Source organism: Sphingomonas sp. P3_C6, from assembly GCF_056402595.1.
This window is the reverse complement of sequence record NZ_JBFUHB010000038.1, coordinates 20,679-34,777: the sequence shown is the minus strand read 5'-3', so window position 1 is coordinate 34,777 and position 14,099 is coordinate 20,679. Positions and strand designations below refer to the sequence as shown.

Genomic DNA, 14,099 nt, shown 5'->3' with positions numbered 1-14,099 from the left:
GTGCAGAATAGCCGCTCGTCTGTTGATAACGACGATACCAGTTACCCGCCGTGCTCGGCGCTACGCCAAATATCGTCCCAGCCTCGCGGCACGTGCGTCCACCCGCCATCGACGCGACCACCCGCGCCCGCAAATCGTCAGAATAAGGTTTGCCCATACATGCTGACCTCCAGCCCAGTCAGCATCTTGAATCACAAAATCACCCCGCACGGAATCCTATGATTCAACTCGGTCGAATTCGACTCTAGTGCTTCCCCGGTAACAGTTGGCTGATCGCGCGAACCAGCGCCTCGCTGGAAAACGGCTTGCGTAGCAGGGCCACGTCCCGTTCGAGCACCGCATCCAGCTTGCCGACTCCGAAAAACCGGTCACGATCAGCACCGGCCGTTCCGGATGCGCCTTGCGCAATCGGGCGGCGACTTCGGCACCATCCTGCCTCGGCATGGCGAAATCGACGATCGCCATGTCGATGCCTCCGAGCCCGGCGGCCGCCAGGCCTGCGCGCCCATCCTCAACGATGACCGTCGTTGCCCCCCGCGCCTCGATAATCGCGGCGACGGTGTGCAGCACATCAGGATCGTCATCGATGACGAGGATGTTGAGCCCGGTCAGCGCCGTCTCCGCATCGACTTCGGCCTCGGGCTTCGTCTCGTGCGGCGGCGCGCGTTCGGCCTGTTCGCGCTGCGCCATATGCGTGCGCATCTCGTTCATTGCGGCGTCGCGCGACGTGATCGCCTCGGCCCGTTCGGCATTCGCCGCGGCAAGCGATGCCGTCGAGGGAAGGGCCACCGCCTTTGGAATCAGCGGCCACAACATGATCGCCGTCGCCACCGAGGCGGCGGCGGTGAGCGCCTTCAGCATTGCCTCCGCGCCGTAATTGCCGTGCCGTAGCGTCCAGATGGACATTGCGTGCGTGGCGCCGCAAGCCAGGATGAAGGTCGCGAACAGCCTGATCATCCAGCCATAACGGATGTCCCGGCGCCTGCGCATCAGGCTGAACAGCGCGAGGGCGATAGAGAAATAGGAGACAGCGATCAGCGCGTCGGCGATTACATGAGTCCAGACGAGCGTCGGATCCCAGAGCAGGCAATATCCATGCGGTGCATAGCTGGCATCGGAAAACGGTTTGAGCCAACCACCCATGATGACCACTCGTTCGTCTTGGATAACGATTGTTCACTATCCTCTCATCCATTGCGAGTTACCATCGCGACATTGATAAACTGGTGCGGGATTCACTTCGATCGGCGCGTAATATTGGATGGCAGCGCTGGCCGACGCCGGCTTCGGACGGGCTGGCGGTCCAAAAGGCGTCGTCTCTTGCTTTCCGGGCGCGTCGGGGTTATCTGCGCGGTCAATCCGAAATCGAGGATTGGACGGCGCCGGTTCCCTGGGACCCGGGCAGCGGCTCCATGCCTCGATCTTGTGCGTTTTGAAAAGCGAGCTGAGCAGCGTGGCGAAGACGACACCGTTAGAGTTCATCCGGCAGGTGCAGGCGGAGACCAAGAAGGTCGTCTGGCCCACCCGCCGCGAGACCGTCATGACCGGCGTTATGGTCATGATCATGACGACGATGCTGGCGATCTTCTTCTTCGGGATCGATACGATCTTCGAGGCGATCGTGAAGATGCTGCTGAGCCTCGCGAACTGATTTTGGGTAGAGACATGGCGCGCTGGTACATCATTCACGCTTATTCCGGGTTCGAGGGCAAGGTGCGCGACTCGATCATGGCGGAGGCGACCCGCATGGGCCTCGACGCCCTGGTCGAGCAGATCGAGGTCCCGACCGAAACCGTCACCGAGGCTCGCCGCGGCAAGAAGGTGGCGGTCGAGCGCAAGTTCATGCCGGGCTATGTGCTCGCCAAGCTGAACATGAACGACGACGTGTATCACCTGGTGAAGAACACACCGAAGGTGACCGGTTTCCTCGGGTCGATGGGCAAGCCCCAGCCGATCAGCGAAGCCGAAGCGGCACGGATGCTCAACTCGAAGGAGGAAGCAGCCGCCGCGCCGAAGCAGAAGATGAAGGTCGATTACGAGATCGGCGATTCGGTGAAGGTGCTCGACGGCCCGTTCGCGAGCTTCAACGGCATCGTCGAAGAACTCGATTTCGATCGCAGTCGCGTCAAGGTGTCGGTGTCGATCTTCGGTCGCGCCACCCCGGTGGAATTGGAATTCGAACAGGTCGAGCGGGCGAAGTAATTCGTTCGTCGCCCCGGCGGAGGCCGGGGCCGCTGCGCGGTCACGCGCAACGGCCGAAACTCGGCAGTTCCGGCGTTTGCCGGGACGATGCGGGAGGCAGTCTTCGGACCGTCGTCAGGACCGCTAAACTTGAAAGAGAGTGAGACATGGCAAAAAAGATTACAGGCTATATCAAGCTGCAGGTGCCGGCCGGCAAGGCCAACCCCAGCCCGCCAATCGGCCCGGCTCTGGGTCAGCGCGGCGTGAACATCATGGAATTCTGCAAGGCGTTCAACGCGCAGACCGGTGACCAGGAAGTCGGCACGCCGCTTCCCACCGTCATCACCGTCTACGCGGATCGCAGCTTCTCGTTCGAGACCAAGACGCCGCCTGCGTCCTATCTCATCAAGAAGGCCGCGAACCTGAAGTCGGGCTCCAAGGAGCCGGGTAAGCTTTCGGCTGGCAAGATCAAGCGCTCCGTGCTGAGCCAGATCGCCGAAGCGAAGATGAAGGACCTGAACGCCAACGATATCGACGCGGCGACCCGCATCATCGAAGGCTCTGCCCGCGCGATGGGCCTCGAAGTGGTGGAGGGCTGAGAACATGGCAAAGCTGACCAAGAAGGCGAAGACCCTCGCCACCGCAATCGACCGCGAGAAGCTGCACGGCATCGACGAAGCGATCTCGCTGGCTCGCGCCAACGCAACGTCGAAGTTCGACGAAACCATCGAAGTCGCGCTGAACCTGGGCGTCGACCCCCGCCATGCCGACCAGATGGTCCGCGGCGTCGTCACGCTGCCCAAGGGCACCGGAAAGACCGTGCGCGTCGGCGTGTTCGCCAAGGGCGCCAAGGCCGACGAAGCGCGCGAAGCGGGTGCTGACGTCGTCGGCGCCGAGGATCTCATGGAGATCATCCAGGGTGGCACGATCGATTTCGATCGCTGCATCGCGACGCCGGACATGATGGGTGTCGTCGGTCGCCTGGGCAAGATCCTGGGCCCGAAGGGCATGATGCCGAACCCGAAGCTGGGCACGGTCACGATGAACGTCGCCGAAGCCGTCAAGGCGGCCAAGGGCGGCCAGATCGAGTACCGCGTCGAGAAGGCCGGCATCATCCATTCCGGCATCGGCAAGGCAAGCTTCCCGGCCGAAGACCTGCGCGCGAACTTCGACGCGCTGGTCGATGCGATCGTCAAGGCCAAGCCGTCGGGCGCCAAGGGCAAGTATGTCCGCAAGATCGCCGTCAGCTCGACCATGGGCGCCGGCATCAAGGTGGACACCGCGGAAGTCACCGCGGCCTGATCCAGTCCGGATGAACAAGTTGCGAAGGGCCGGGGGAAACCCCGGCCCTTTTGCTATGCGGACTGCCGTACGCGGCGGCGCTATCGGTGCCGGAGTCGAGGCGCAGACTATCTGACCCACCCCGCCCAGCCACGCGATCTCTACCAGGCGCTCGCCAGGGACTATGGGTGTCGGTTGATACGGTCGAGCCCGATACGCTGGCATTTCTCGACTATCTCGAGGCCCAGAGGCTGTTGGACTAACTGCGAGGAAAGCAGGGCCGAGGCAGACGCCGGGGATGCGCTTTCACGAGATTGGACCGAACGGGCTTACCGAAGTCGCATAATGCGCCATCGCCATGGTGGTGAGTTGGGCATTCACGCGGATGCAGCTCGAAAAGGTGCTCGCGTCGGTGACCAGCACATTGGCAGTGCCATGGACGCGGCAATCGAGGTCTACCACCCCCTTGTCCGGATCGGCGTTGCGCGCATTGCCCCCCTGTGGATGTGAACTGGACAGGGTAACGTCGTCCGCCTCGCCGATATGGCGATCGAAAAAGGCGTCGATATCCACGCCCTTGCGCAGAGTCTGGCCGCGCGCGAGTGCCGGATAGACCTCGCTTGCCCCTGCGGCGAAATGCACCTTGGCAAGGGTCGCGAGCGCGCGCCGAAGCAGGGGCATCTCGACATCGGCACGCAGCTTGAAGTGTAGACTGCCGCCGATCAGCCTGCCCTGCCGGTCGGCCGGAAAGAGAATGCCTGCGGAGGCAAGGCGGTTATAGTTGAGCATGCGGTCGGCATGGTCGCCGAACCAGCCCGGCATCAAGGTCGACATGCTCATCGGCGGCTGGAAGTGCGATTCGAGCAGGAAGTCGCCGCGGTCGACATAGGTCGCCATCTGGTCCTCGTCCCAGGCGCGTTGCTGGCCGGGCATGAGCGCAACCACCGGGCAGGCAATGTTGAGCGAGATGCCCTCCCCCGTGCCCGCGATGCCGCTGTCGTGCAGGATGCGGCTCGACGCCATTGTGCCGGCGGCCACGACCACGCCCCTGGTCGCCCTGATCGTGCGGCTACTGCCATCGGGCAGCTGGACTTCGACGCCGGTCGCGATCCGGCGCCCGGCGCCATCCGCATCACCCCAGACGATCTTCTCGACCCTGGTCTCGGCGAGGATGCGGGCGCCGGCGCGGCGCGCGTCGATCAGGAAGGACTGGGCCATGCCCTGCTTGCGGCCATAGGGGCAGCCGGTGTTGCAGTAACCGCAATAGGCGCAATCCGCCTTCAGGCTGCGCGGACCGTAATTCTTGCTGAACCAGAGCGCGGGCGATGCCGCATCCATCGGGTCGGCGCTGGCGGCGGTGTGTGCGGCCCAGCCGCTCAGCAGATGCGTGCCATTGTGGCGGCCGCTCTTCGGGTCGATCGGCTCGATGCCGAGCCGAGTCTCGACCGCGCGATAGGCAGCCTCGAACCGGGCCGTGTCGACTGGCGCGCCGAGCGCCGCCCAGGTCGCGAACACGTCGTTCGCGTGGGGATGGGTCAGGCCGTCCTGCTTCACGCGCAAGGCGATGCCGTTGTTGATCGCGGTTGAGCCCCCGACGCAGCGCCCCTGGAAGACGACGATGTCATGGTCCCGGCTCGTCTGGACGCCGCCATCGACGAACAGCCGCGCCGTCATGCGGCGTTCCTCATGCGTCATCGCGGTCGAGGGAAAATGCGGGCCGGCCTCGATCACCAGCACATCATGGTGGCGCGCCAGGTTCGCAGCGGAAACCGCGCCGCCGGCCCCCGATCCGATCACGATAACCTCGGCCGAATCAGGCGCCTCGCTGGGATCGAGCACATCGTAATGGGCCAGGTCGCGACCGGGAAAGAGCTCGATCTTCACCTCGCCGGGACCGCGCACGCGCTGGTGCGGTAGCTCGAATCCGATCGCCTTCAATACCGGATTATCGTCATTGTCGGCCTCGGCCGCGCCGACCCAATGGCCGTAATAGCCGGCATAGACGATGCCTCGGATCCGGGCGAGATCCTGCATCAGGTTGTTCCGGCTGCGCTTGAGCCGCTTCGCCACGCGCTTCGCCCGCCAGCCCGGCCCCATCCACAGGAAAAAGGGGCCACCCATGAACAGGCAGATAAGATAAAGGGTAAGGCCGATCTCGCGCGGCTTGTTCCCCTCGACCATGCCGAACTGATGCTGGAGATTGGCGACGACCCGCTCCGGCGGGATCTTCATGTCGACGCCGTGGAACAGCGCCTCGGTCAACGCCTTCAGGATCGCGGCCTGCAGCGAATTGAACGGCACGCGCATGGTGATTGCCCCCTATGTCCCTGTCGTACCGTAGCTTTGGCGAATGACAGTCGCGAGCGGGATGCGTCGGGAGCGACGAAACGGTTTGGCGCCGGAGCGACTGCCCCCTAGCCCGCTTGCTCATGCCTCGTTAAAGCCCGCGGACATGAGCCAGATCACCCCCGAGATCGTCGCCCAGCACGGGCTTTCCCCTGAAGAATATGAGCGCGTGCTGCACGCCATGGGACGCGAGCCGAACCTGACCGAGCTCGGCATCTTCTCCGTGATGTGGTCCGAGCATTGCTCGTACAAATCCAGCCGTATCCATCTCAAGAAGCTGCCGACGACCGGTCCTCAGGTGATTTGCGGCCCGGGCGAGAATGCCGGCGTGATCGACATCGGCGACGGCCAGGCGGCGATCTTCAAGATGGAGAGCCACAACCACCCGTCGTACATCGAGCCCTATCAGGGCGCGGCCACAGGAGTCGGCGGCATCTTGCGCGATGTGTTCACCATGGGCGCACGGCCGGTGGCCAATCTCAACGCGCTGCGGTTCGGCCGGCCCGATCACCCCAAGATGCGCCACCTGATCGCGGGCGTGGTCCATGGCATCGGCGGTTACGGCAATTGCGTTGGCGTGCCGACGGTCGGCGGCGAGGTGAATTTCCACCGCGCCTATGACGGCAACATCCTGGTCAATGCGATGACGGTGGGCGTCGCCGAGCAGGACAAGATTTTCTATTCGGCTGCTTCGGGCATCGGCAATCCGATCGTCTATGTCGGGTCCAAGACCGGGCGCGACGGCATTCACGGCGCGACCATGGCCTCGGCCGATTTCTCCGAGGATTCGGAGGAGAAGCGCCCGACGGTGCAGGTCGGCGACCCGTTCACCGAGAAATTGCTGATCGAGGCGTGCCTGGAACTGATGGCGTCCGACGCGATCGTCGCGATCCAGGACATGGGCGCGGCCGGCCTGACCTCGTCCTCGGTCGAAATGGCGTCCAAGGGCGGCGTCGGTATCGAGCTGGTGATGGATGCAGTGCCGCAGCGCGAGACCGGCATGACGCCGTACGAGATGATGCTGAGCGAGAGCCAGGAGCGTATGCTCATGGTGCTCAAGCCCGGCCGCGAGGCATTCGCCGAAGCGATCTTCCATAAATGGGAGCTGGATTTCGCCGTGATCGGCCACGTCACCGATACAGGCCGCATGGTGCTGAAATGGCAGGGCGAGACGGTCGCCGACATTCCCCTCGGCCCGCTGGCCGACGAAGCGCCGGCTTATGACCGGCCCTATGTGAAGACCACGCCGCCGGCGCCGCTGGCCAATGTGCCCGACACGACCGATATCGCGGCCGACCTGCTCAAGCTGATGGGCTCGCCGGATGTCGCCAGCCGCCGCTGGATCTGGGAGCAGTATGACCACATGGTCGGTGCCGACACGGTGCAGCGGCCGGGCGGCGATGCGGCGGTGGTGCGCGTGCATGGCACGCAAAAGGGCCTGGCGATCACGACCGATTGCACGCCGCGCTATTGCTATGCCGATCCCTATGAGGGCGGGAAGCAGGCAATCGCCGAGGCGTATCGCAATCTCAGCGCGGTCGGCGCCAAGCCGCTCGCCACGACCGACTGCATGAATTTCGGCAACCCGCAGCGGCCCGAGATCATGGGCCAGTTCGTCGGCTGCATCGAGGGCATGGCCGAGGCGTGCACCGCACTCGACTTCCCGATCGTGAGCGGCAACGTGTCCCTTTACAACGAGACCAAGAATGACGACGGCACGGGGAGCGCGATCCTGCCGACCCCAGCGATCGGCGGCGTCGGCCTGCTCGACGACTGGTCGACATCTGCGACGATCGCGTTCAAGGGCACCGGCGACGTCATCCTGCTGGTCGGCACGCGGCGCGGGCATCTCGGCCAGTCGCTCTGGCTGCGCGAAGTGCATGGTCGCGAAGAGGGCCCGCCCCCGCCGGTCGATCTCGCCGCCGAGCGCAGGAACGGGGAGTTCGTGCGCGCGCATATCGCCTCGGGCGCGTTCACCGCGGTGCATGACGTGTCCGACGGCGGCGTCGCGGTGACGATCGCCGAGATGGCGCTGGCGGGCGGCATCGGCGCGATGCTGCACGCTCCCCTGCCCTGCGGCGTCGCCTGCTCGCTGTTCGGCGAGGACCAGGGCCTGTACGTCGTGACGGTCGCCGACCACGCCCTGCTCGATACGCTGGCGGGCGCCGGTGCGGCCGGGATCGAGGTGGAGCGGATCGGGCGGACCATCGCCGGCCGGCTGATCTTCGAGCTGCCGGACGACGACCATGTCGTGACCCTGGCCGATCTGCGCGCGGCGCATGAGGGCTTCTTCCCGACCTTGATGGGCGACACGCTGGTCTGAGGAATCCCCGGCTTTCAGACAGCTACACCTAGCAGGCCCAGATCGCGACACCCGGACCGACCGATGTCACCGAGAACGTCATCCGCGAGATCGTGCTGCCGACCGGGCCGGTTGATGTGAAGGTCTGCGCAATCGGTGATAAATGGTCCAGATTGAAACTGGTGATCCAAAAGGCGCTGAGGAGCGCATGGACTGAACCCCGCCCGGCCTATACTCTGCGCATGAGAGTTTGGGGGCAACATCATGGAACCCAATTATTCGGGAACGGCGATCGTACGGGCGATCGTGATTGCGACGACCATCGCGGGGACGCTCGATATCCTTTCCGGCTTCGTCTTCGCTGTCCTGGCTGGCGGTACTCCGCTTGGGGTATTGCGTGGTATCGGCGGCGCGGTCGTCACGGATGAATCCTATGACCGTTTCGTGCTCGCGGCGATCGGCCTGATCCTTCACTTCACGATCATGGCCTTGGTCGCAACGGCCTATCTGCTGCTCGCGGCCCGCCTCGCGCCGGTCAATCGCTTCGCCCTGGCAAGCGGGCTCGCCTGCGGGACGTTGTGGGTGGCACTGTGGTGGATCGTCCTGCCTTGGCGCTGGCCGATCCTCTTCCCGCTGACCGATCCGATGGACATGGCGATCCAGTCGTTCAGCCATATCCTGCTGGTCGGCATCCCCATCGCGCTGGTGGCCCGCGCCGCCCGGCGCTGGCACTTCGCCGGCGCGCCGTCGATTCGCCTCGAGCGGATATTGATATAAGAGCGGGCGCCGGACCGGCCCCTAAGGAACTCCATGCCCCCCGATCATTCGAGAGCGGACGCAACACCGCGCAGGCTCGCGACGCTGGACGTGATCCGCGGTGTCGCCGTGATGGGTATCCTCGTGATGAACATCGTCGCCTTCGCGATGCCCGAGGCGGCCTATATGAACCCCGCCGCCTTTGGCGGGCATACCGGCATCGACCTGGCGATATGGACTGTCGATTTCATTCTGATCGACGGCAAGATGCGCGGCCTGTTCTCCTTCCTCTTCGGCGCGTCGATGCTGCTGGTGATCGATCGCGCGACAGCCAGGCGGGAGAATCCGGCGCGGGTGCATTTCTCGCGCATGTTCTGGCTGTTCCTGTTCGGCGAGGCGCATATGATCCTGCTGTGGTGGGGCGATATCCTCCACCATTATGCGCTGATGGGCGGCGTCGCGTATTTCTTCCGCGACAAACCGCCGTACAAGTTGGTCGGGATCGCGATCGTCCTGCTGCTGACCGAGATGGCGATGATCGCCAGCATGACGATGAGCATCCACGCGACCGTGGCCGCGGTGCAGGCCCCCCATCCAAGCACCGAGACGGTCGAGCAGTATCAGACGCTCAGGCGCGGTTTCGGCGTTCCGACCCCCGATGAACTGGCCAAGGACATGGCGCTGCATCGCGGTCCCTATGCCCCGCTCGTCGAACACCGGCTTGGGGAAGCGGTGTCGACCACGACGCGCACGCTCACCTCTGTCGGGCTGGAAACGCTCGGCTATATGCTGCTCGGCATGGCGTGCCTGAAATCGGGGATGCTCACCGGCGCGTGGGACCGCAGGCGCTATCTGTGCTGGATCATCATCGGCTTCGGCGTAGGCATACCGGCGTCGGCGGTGCTTGCCTGGTATGTCGCCGCGCAGGGTTTCGCGATGGTCCCGCTGGTGCTCGGCGTGCTGGCGCTGCCGACGCTCTTCCGCCCGCTCATGATCATCGGCTGGGCCTGCCTTATCGTGTTGCTCGCCCGGTCGGGCGGCGCGATCGCCGAGAGGTTCGGGGCGGCGGGGCGCATGGCCTTTTCCAATTATCTCGGCACCAGCCTGATCTGCTCGACCCTGTTCTACGGCTATGGTTTCGGCCTGTACGACCATGTGTCACGCGCCGGGCTTTCTCTCGTTGTAGTCGCTATCTGGGTGTTGATGCTGCTCTGGTCGAAGCCATGGCTCGCCCATTTCCGATTCGGTCCGCTCGAATGGGTGTGGCGATCCCTGGCGCGATTGCACTTTCAACCGATGCGCGGCGCCGCCTCGGCCGACTGAGCCATCATGCGACTGATGCGCAAAAGCGCTTGCGAGTAGTTCGCATTATCCCTAGATCATGGGTCAGGCGAGGGAGCACCCATGGTCGTTTGTATCTGTAATGCGATTCGTGAGCAGGACGTACGCGAGGCTGCGCGCAGCGGCGCAAAAAGTGCCTGCCAGGCCTATCGAACGCTCGGTCGCCAGCCGAAATGCGGCCAGTGCGTGCCGTTCGCGCGAGCCATTATCGACGAGGAGCGCGCGGCTGCGTAGCGTTCGCAGCGAGCAAAAACCGCAGATTTCCGCCATTTTTGTCCTGTTCGGAGTCGCCGTTCTGCGTTAGATTACGCAGGCATAACGGAGGCACGACATGAAGGGCGACCCCAAGGTCATCGACTATCTGAACGAGGCGCTCAAGAACGAGCTGACCGCGATCAACCAATATTGGCTTCACTATCGGCTGTTCGATCACTGGGGCGTGCGCAAGCTCGCCGAGTTCGAGAAGCACGAATCGATCGACGAGATGAAGCATGCCGATATGCTGTCGGAGCGGATCCTGTTCCTCGACGGCCTGCCCAATTTCCAGCTGCTCGGGCGCCTGCGCATCGGCGAGACGGTCGAGGAGGTGCTGAAGGCCGATCTCGCGCTGGAGATGGAGGCCCTGCCCCTCCTCCGCGACGCGATCGAGCATTCGGAGAAGGTCCGCGACTATGTCAGCCGCGACCTGTTCCGCCGCATCCTCGACAGCGAGGAAGAGCATGTCGACACGCTGGAGCGCCAGTTCGAGATGATCGAGCGTATGGGCATCGCCAATTACGTGCAGCTTCAGAGCAAACCCGCGGATGAGGATGGCTGAGGCGGAAACGCCCGGCGGAAAGTAACCGTCACCCCGGACTCGTTCCGGGGGTCCATCGGGCAGCAAGCATCGTCGTAGCGGATCCAGCCTGAATCGCGCCCGCAAGGTTGCCGTTCTCTCAAAAGTGACACCTGCCGCCGAGACATGTCCCGCACGACGGCGGATCGGGACCGCAGCCCTTTTACTGCGCCGCCTCGTTCGTCAGGCCGTAGAAGTCGAGCGTCTGGGGCGTGACCCAGCCATAAACATAATTCAGCAGGAAGATGCCGAAGAGGATCGTCGCGACGATCGTCACCCGCAGTGCCGTGCGCCCCACGCGAAATTCGTGGGGCGCGCTTTCGGCCTGGCCCGGCACGCGTTCGATACCTGCCTCATCCGCCGTCCTGACCCCGAAGGGCAGGACGAGGAAGACCGAGAAGGCCCAGAACAGGAAGTAGATCGCGAGCATCGACGGCCAGCGCATGGGATCAGGCCTCTATCAGCAGAACATCGACGATGGGCTTCTTGCCCGTCCAGCGCGTGGCCACGCGACGGGCGGAAAGGCGGATGTCCTCGCGCAGCTTGTCGCGGTCGCGGCCACCCTTGCGGGTCGCCTGGATCACGGCATCGATCGCCTCATCGAGGAAGGGATCGCGGTCCTCCTCGACCGGAATGCCCTGCAGCCGCACCTGGGGCTGGCCGATCATCTTGCCGCCCCGGTCGATCGCCACGGCGACCGACATCTGGCCGAACAGGCCGAGCTTGCGGCGTTCGTTGATCGTCGCGCCGTCGCCGGGCAGGATCACGTCGCCGTCGAGCACCAGCCGGCCGACATGCGCATTCCCGAGCTTCTCGGGCGCCCCCGGGGCCAGCCGGACGATGTCGCCATTGGTCTGTACCAGCGCGCGCGGGATGCCTTCGGACAGGCCGAAGCGCGCCTGCTCCATCAGGTGGCGCATCTCGCCATGCACCGGCATCAGGATGTCAGGGCGGATCCAGCGGTACATCGCCGCCAGTTCAGGCCGGCCGGGATGGCCGGAGACATGGACATGCGCCTGCCGCTCGGTGATCATCTCGACGCCCTTGGCGGCGAGCTGGTTCTGGATGCGACCGATCGCCACCTCGTTGCCGGGGATCTGCTTCGACGAGAAGACGACGGTGTCGCCGGCATCGAGGCTGATCGGGTGCGAGCCGGAGGCGACGCGCGCCAGCGCCGCGCGCTCCTCGCCCTGCCCGCCGGTCGCGACGATCATGATCTTGTCGCGCGGCAGGCGCATCGCGGCGTCGGGATCGACCGTTTCCGGGAAGTCCTTGAGATAGCCGGTGGCGCGGGCGACCTTCAGGATGCGGTCGAGCGAGCGGCCGGCAACGCAAAGCTTGCGCCCCGATTCCTTCGCGACCTGGCCCAGCGTGTGCAGCCGGGCAGCGTTCGACGCGAAGGTGGTGACGAGCACGCGACCGCGCGCCTTGGCGACCACTTCGGACAGGCCGGCGCGGACATCGGCCTCGGAACCCGATGCCTCGGGGTTGAACACGTTGGTCGAATCGCAAACGAGCGCGAGCACGCCTTCGTCGCCGATCGCCTCGAGCTGTTCCGGCGTTGCCGGCTTGCCGAGCACGGGCGCGTTGTCGAGCTTCCAGTCGCCGGTGTGGAACACGCGGCCATAGGGCGTGTCGATCAACAGCGCGTTCGCCTCGGGAATCGAGTGCGACAGCGGCACGAAATTGACGCCGAACGGGCCGATATCGACCCGCTGACCCGGCTTCACGACGTTGAGGCGGACGCGGTCGGCGTTGCCTTCTTCTTCGAGCTTGCCGGCGATCAGGCCCGCGGTGAAGGGCGTCGCGTAGAGCGGCACGCCCAGGTCCTCGGCGAGATAGGGCAGCGCCCCGATATGGTCCTCATGACCATGGGTGAGCACGATGCCGACAAGGTTGTCGATCTGCTCCTCGATAAAGGCGAGGTCGGGCAGGATCACGTCGATGCCCGGATATTGCGGATCGGCGAAGGTGATGCCGCAATCGACCATCAGCCACTTGCCATGGCAGCCATAGAGATTGACGTTCATGCCGATCTCGCCCGAGCCGCCAAGCGCCAGGAAAAGGAGTTCTTTGTTGGGAGTCACGTAGTGTTTTGTTCTTTCTTGGTTTTATTCATCCCCGGAAAATCGGGGCTCCCGGCTCAAGCGTTCGTGGCGCTGTGCGCGCCGCAATCGAGGGGGGAGGATGGAGTTTCCGCCTGAGCGGAGAAAAATCTGTCAGGGCCTTATATGGGCGCGATCCCACAACATCGCCAGCCCCTGAATGGTCAGGTCGGGTTCGATGACGTCGAAAACATCGGTCTGCTTCTCGAAAAGCGTCGCGAGACCGCCGGTCGCGATCACCTTAACCGGCCGCCCGACCTCCGCCTTGATGCGGGCGACCAGCCCCTCGATCATCGCGATATAGCCCCAATAGATGCCGATATGCATCTGGCTGACCGTGTCGCGGCCGATGACGCTGGTGTTGGCCGGTGCCTCGATCGCGATGCGCGGCAGCTTGGCTGCGGCAGTGACCAGAGCATCGAGCGACAGGTTGATGCCCGGGGCGATGATGCCGCCCTTGTACGCACCGCGGAAGTCCGAGAAGTCGAAGGTCGTCGCGGTCCCGAAATCGATGGTGATCAGGTCGCCGGGATGGAGCGCATGCGCCGCGATCATGTTGACCGCTCGGTCGGCGCCCACCGCATGGGGCTCCTCCACGTCGAGCTGCATGCCCCATTCGACCGGAGGCTGGCCGGCGATGAGCGGCTCTCCGCCGAAATATTTGCGGGCGAGCGTCTGGAGATTGTGGAGCGCGCGGGGGACGACGGTGGCGATGATGACACCGGTGACCGCGCTGCGGTCATAGCCTTCGAGGGTGAGGAGCTGGCTGAGCCAGACGGCATATTCGTCAGCGGTGCGACGCGGGTCGGTCGCGATACGCCAGCGCGCCTTGATCGTACCGCTATCGACGAGCGCGAAGACCACGTTGGTATTACCGGCATCGATCGCGAGCAGCATGCGAACCTCAATCCCTTCCGTTCGTGTCGAGCGCAGTCGAGACACATTTGCCTGA

At 64.4% G+C, this 14,099-nt stretch carries 15 protein-coding genes; 9 read left to right on the top strand and 6 right to left on the bottom strand.

The genetic code is table 11. The features are described from left to right. A partial coding sequence (locus AC1DT7_RS22500) for a helix-turn-helix domain-containing protein (RefSeq protein WP_478038407.1) occupies positions 1-157 on the bottom strand: 157 nt, incomplete at its 3' end. Positions 158-216: 59 nt separating this feature from the next. Further along, positions 217-1,143, bottom strand: a complete 927-nt coding sequence (locus AC1DT7_RS22495) for a response regulator (RefSeq protein ID WP_478038405.1) — start codon at positions 1,141-1,143, stop codon at positions 217-219. A 310-nt stretch (positions 1,144-1,453) separates the two neighbouring features. On the opposite strand from AC1DT7_RS22495, the gene secE reads away from it, so the two are divergent. The 4 genes from secE to rplA all read left to right on the top strand — a co-directional run bounded on the left by secE (position 1,454) and on the right by rplA (position 3,483). Then, complete coding sequence (secE, locus tag AC1DT7_RS22490; RefSeq protein ID WP_478038406.1) at positions 1,454-1,651, top strand: preprotein translocase subunit SecE; 198 nt, start codon at positions 1,454-1,456, stop codon at positions 1,649-1,651. Between the two features lie 14 nt (positions 1,652-1,665). Then, the gene (gene nusG, locus AC1DT7_RS22485; protein WP_272627781.1) at positions 1,666-2,202 is read left to right on the top strand and encodes a transcription termination/antitermination protein NusG; all 537 of its coding nucleotides are present in this window, start codon (positions 1,666-1,668) and stop codon (positions 2,200-2,202) included. 146 nt (positions 2,203-2,348) lie between these two features. After that, complete coding sequence (gene rplK, locus AC1DT7_RS22480) at positions 2,349-2,780, top strand: 50S ribosomal protein L11 (protein WP_478038404.1); 432 nt, start codon at positions 2,349-2,351, stop codon at positions 2,778-2,780. A 4-nt stretch (positions 2,781-2,784) separates the two neighbouring features. After that, positions 2,785-3,483, top strand: coding sequence for a 50S ribosomal protein L1 (gene rplA, locus AC1DT7_RS22475; RefSeq protein WP_478038403.1), 699 nt, complete (start codon positions 2,785-2,787; stop codon positions 3,481-3,483). Between the two features lie 285 nt (positions 3,484-3,768). Here rplA and AC1DT7_RS22470 read toward each other — a convergent pair whose 3' ends face one another. After that, positions 3,769-5,769: a GMC family oxidoreductase N-terminal domain-containing protein gene (locus AC1DT7_RS22470; protein ID WP_478038402.1), complete on the bottom strand. Its 2,001-nt coding sequence runs from the start codon at positions 5,767-5,769 to the stop codon at positions 3,769-3,771. 145 nt (positions 5,770-5,914) lie between these two features. Between AC1DT7_RS22470 and purL the strand changes: the two genes are divergently transcribed. The 5 genes from purL (at position 5,915) to bfr (ending at position 11,024) form a co-directional block, all read left to right on the top strand. Then, entirely contained in the window at positions 5,915-8,131 is a 2,217-nt protein-coding gene (purL, locus tag AC1DT7_RS22465; protein WP_478038401.1) for a phosphoribosylformylglycinamidine synthase subunit PurL, read from the top strand. Positions 8,132-8,374: 243 nt separating this feature from the next. Continuing rightward, entirely contained in the window at positions 8,375-8,887 is a 513-nt protein-coding gene (locus AC1DT7_RS22460; RefSeq protein WP_478038400.1) for a hypothetical protein, read from the top strand. A gap of 33 nt (positions 8,888-8,920) precedes the next feature. Beyond that, a complete protein-coding gene (locus tag AC1DT7_RS22455; protein WP_478038399.1) occupies positions 8,921-10,189 on the top strand; it encodes a DUF418 domain-containing protein in 1,269 nt (422 codons plus the stop codon). An 81-nt stretch (positions 10,190-10,270) separates the two neighbouring features. Further along, positions 10,271-10,441: a (2Fe-2S)-binding protein gene (locus AC1DT7_RS22450; protein WP_272625780.1), complete on the top strand. Its 171-nt coding sequence runs from the start codon at positions 10,271-10,273 to the stop codon at positions 10,439-10,441. Positions 10,442-10,538: 97 nt separating this feature from the next. Then, positions 10,539-11,024, top strand: coding sequence for a bacterioferritin (bfr, locus tag AC1DT7_RS22445; protein WP_478038398.1), 486 nt, complete (start codon positions 10,539-10,541; stop codon positions 11,022-11,024). A 181-nt stretch (positions 11,025-11,205) separates the two neighbouring features. Here bfr and AC1DT7_RS22440 read toward each other — a convergent pair whose 3' ends face one another. The 3 genes from AC1DT7_RS22440 to AC1DT7_RS22430 all read right to left on the bottom strand — a co-directional run bounded on the left by AC1DT7_RS22440 (position 11,206) and on the right by AC1DT7_RS22430 (position 14,044). Next, positions 11,206-11,487 (bottom strand): DUF1467 family protein, encoded by a 282-nt coding sequence (locus tag AC1DT7_RS22440; RefSeq protein ID WP_478038397.1) that lies wholly within the window; start codon positions 11,485-11,487, stop codon positions 11,206-11,208. Between the two features lie 4 nt (positions 11,488-11,491). Next, positions 11,492-13,129 carry a ribonuclease J gene (locus AC1DT7_RS22435; RefSeq protein ID WP_478038396.1) on the bottom strand — a complete coding sequence of 546 codons (1,638 nt, stop codon included), beginning with the start codon at positions 13,127-13,129 and terminating at the stop codon, positions 11,492-11,494. Positions 13,130-13,261: 132 nt separating this feature from the next. After that, positions 13,262-14,044, bottom strand: a complete 783-nt coding sequence (locus tag AC1DT7_RS22430) for a type III pantothenate kinase (RefSeq protein ID WP_478038395.1) — start codon at positions 14,042-14,044, stop codon at positions 13,262-13,264. Positions 14,045-14,099: the final 55 nt, after the last annotated feature.

Bases quoted from the DNA above. Each gene is read 5' to 3' on its own strand.
- AC1DT7_RS22460 (WP_478038400.1), top strand. From the start codon at position 8,375: ATGGAACCCAATTATTCGGGAACGGCGATCGTACGGGCGATCGTGATT.
- AC1DT7_RS22450 (WP_272625780.1), top strand. From the start codon at position 10,271: ATGGTCGTTTGTATCTGTAATGCGATTCGTGAGCAGGACGTACGCGAG.
- AC1DT7_RS22470 (WP_478038402.1), bottom strand. From the start codon at position 5,769: ATGCGCGTGCCGTTCAATTCGCTGCAGGCCGCGATCCTGAAGGCGTTG.
- rplK (WP_478038404.1), top strand. From the start codon at position 2,349: ATGGCAAAAAAGATTACAGGCTATATCAAGCTGCAGGTGCCGGCCGGC.
- AC1DT7_RS22430 (WP_478038395.1), bottom strand. From the start codon at position 14,044: ATGCTGCTCGCGATCGATGCCGGTAATACCAACGTGGTCTTCGCGCTC.
- AC1DT7_RS22455 (WP_478038399.1), top strand. From the start codon at position 8,921: ATGCCCCCCGATCATTCGAGAGCGGACGCAACACCGCGCAGGCTCGCG.
- AC1DT7_RS22440 (WP_478038397.1), bottom strand. From the start codon at position 11,487: ATGCGCTGGCCGTCGATGCTCGCGATCTACTTCCTGTTCTGGGCCTTC.
- nusG (WP_272627781.1), top strand. From the start codon at position 1,666: ATGGCGCGCTGGTACATCATTCACGCTTATTCCGGGTTCGAGGGCAAG.
- bfr (WP_478038398.1), top strand. From the start codon at position 10,539: ATGAAGGGCGACCCCAAGGTCATCGACTATCTGAACGAGGCGCTCAAG.
- AC1DT7_RS22495 (WP_478038405.1), bottom strand. From the start codon at position 1,143: ATGGGTGGTTGGCTCAAACCGTTTTCCGATGCCAGCTATGCACCGCAT.
- purL (WP_478038401.1), top strand. From the start codon at position 5,915: ATGAGCCAGATCACCCCCGAGATCGTCGCCCAGCACGGGCTTTCCCCT.
- rplA (WP_478038403.1), top strand. From the start codon at position 2,785: ATGGCAAAGCTGACCAAGAAGGCGAAGACCCTCGCCACCGCAATCGAC.